This is a genomic window from Pseudoalteromonas sp. SWYJZ19 (genome assembly GCF_015864375.1).
Lineage (GTDB): Bacteria > Pseudomonadota > Gammaproteobacteria > Enterobacterales > Alteromonadaceae > Pseudoalteromonas > Pseudoalteromonas arctica.
This window is the reverse complement of record NZ_JADYXI010000052.1, coordinates 1-1,847: the sequence shown is the minus strand read 5'-3', so window position 1 is coordinate 1,847 and position 1,847 is coordinate 1. Positions and strand designations below refer to the sequence as shown.

General features: G+C 40.8%; 1 protein-coding gene. It reads left to right on the top strand.

What is annotated here, in order from left to right:
* Positions 1-110 precede the first annotated feature (110 nt).
* A complete protein-coding gene (locus I6F45_RS21175) occupies positions 111-1,649 on the top strand; it encodes a transposase (RefSeq protein WP_197162040.1) in 1,539 nt (512 codons plus the stop codon).
* Positions 1,650-1,847: the final 198 nt, after the last annotated feature.

The window sequence follows — 1,847 nt, the reverse complement described above, 5'->3', positions numbered from 1 at the left end:
ATTACTCTTTCTAGGAACGTATTCTACTATTTTCAATTGATTGCTTTTTAACCTTGAATCCATTCATTCGCTGTGATCTAATAGATATTATTCACCCACGGTAAACTGTTATGGCTAACTATAAGCCTGACTTATCCTGTCAAAATAAATTCATTCCTATCAATTTCGCTGAGCAAATTTTGCCTGGCACCTTTGAGTATGCCCTTTGTTATATTGTCGAAAATAAACTCGACTTATCGGGCTTTGACGCGTGGTATAACAACGACAAAACAGGCGCTGCTGCGTATCCGCCTTCGGTAATGCTAAAGATTATTTTACTGGGTTATGCACATGGATTTATCAGTAGCCGTCGGATTGCAAAGGCTTGCGAGCATAATATTTTATTTATGAGTGTGTCGGGAGATATTCAGCCGCATTACACATCAATAGCGGGATTCGTGGCCAAAATGCATGAACAGATTGAGCCGCTTTTTACGCAAGTACTGATGATATGTGATGAGGAAGGCTTGATAGGCCGCAACATGTTTGCCATTGATGGGTGTAAATTAAAGTCCAATGCAAGTAAGGAGTGGAGCGGCAAATTCGATGAGTTAGACCGCAAAAAAGCAAAACTAGAACGCGCAAGCAAACGTATTATTGAACGCCACCAATCACAAGATGGACTGAGTGAAGAGTTGATAACTCAGGATTTAAAACAAAAAGAGAAGCTGGATAAAAGTGCAGATAAAATCACCGAGTTCTTAGCCACTCACAAAGAAAAAACAGGCAGTAAAGGCAAGCCAGTTAAAAGTAATATTACCGACCCCGACAGCGCGAAAATGACGACCTCAAAAGGGACAATTCAAGGCTACAACGGCATCGCGATTAATGACGATAAACACCAAATCATCCTGCAAGCTCAAGCGTGGGGCTCAGTGGGTGAGCAACAAACCCTACAGCCAGCTGTTAAGCAATTAAAGCAGCAGCTTGATAAATTGAACACTGACAAGCGCAAAGACGATCACACGATTAAGTTCACCGCAGACAGTGGGTTTAACAGCGAAGCAAATCTCGAATTTATGGCGCAAAGCGGGTTCGATACCTACATTGCGGATAATCAATTTAGAAAACGAAATCCGCTGTTTAAAGACAGCGAAACATACGAAACGGAGCAAGAAAAGCGCCGACTAAAACGCAGTAAAGGCAAGCCACGCTTATTTACCTCAGACGATTTTCATTATGATGAAGCCATCCAAACCTGCCGCTGCCCTGCAGGTAATGATATGTGGCGAAGTGGGATTAATGTAAAAAGTCATAACCAGCAATACACGCGATTCTGTGGTTACTTAAAAGACTGTAAAACGTGCCCGCTACAGCAGCAATGCATGCGAAAACCACCGATAGAAAGGGGACGACAAGTTCAGTTTATAAATAATGAATCACGCAAAAAGCTGAGCTATGTAGACAAAATGAAAGTAAAAATAGACAGCCCAATCGGACGACGACAATACAGTAAGCGATTAGGCTGTATTGAACCCGTGTTCGGCAATATTACCGTCAACAAGGGCATGAATAAATTGACCTTACGGGGTCAAACGAAAGTTAATACGCAATGGCAACTGTATTGCCTTGTTCATAATATAGAAAAACTGCAAAACACGATGCATTAAGAAGGGGAAGTCCTTTTAACCTAAATAAAACCACTCAACCACTCGTAATCGCTTCCAAAACGCCAATTTAAACAACACCAAACACTTCTTTATATGCTGCGTAAAAATACAGTAATCAATTGAACCAAAATAGGAACTCAGCTATGGTTTGTTTATCAATAAAACAAATTTTAAAACGAGTTAATCTACAGGCTCGTT

Bases quoted from the DNA above. Each gene is read 5' to 3' on its own strand.
- I6F45_RS21175 (WP_197162040.1), top strand. From the start codon at position 111: ATGGCTAACTATAAGCCTGACTTATCCTGTCAAAATAAATTCATTCCT.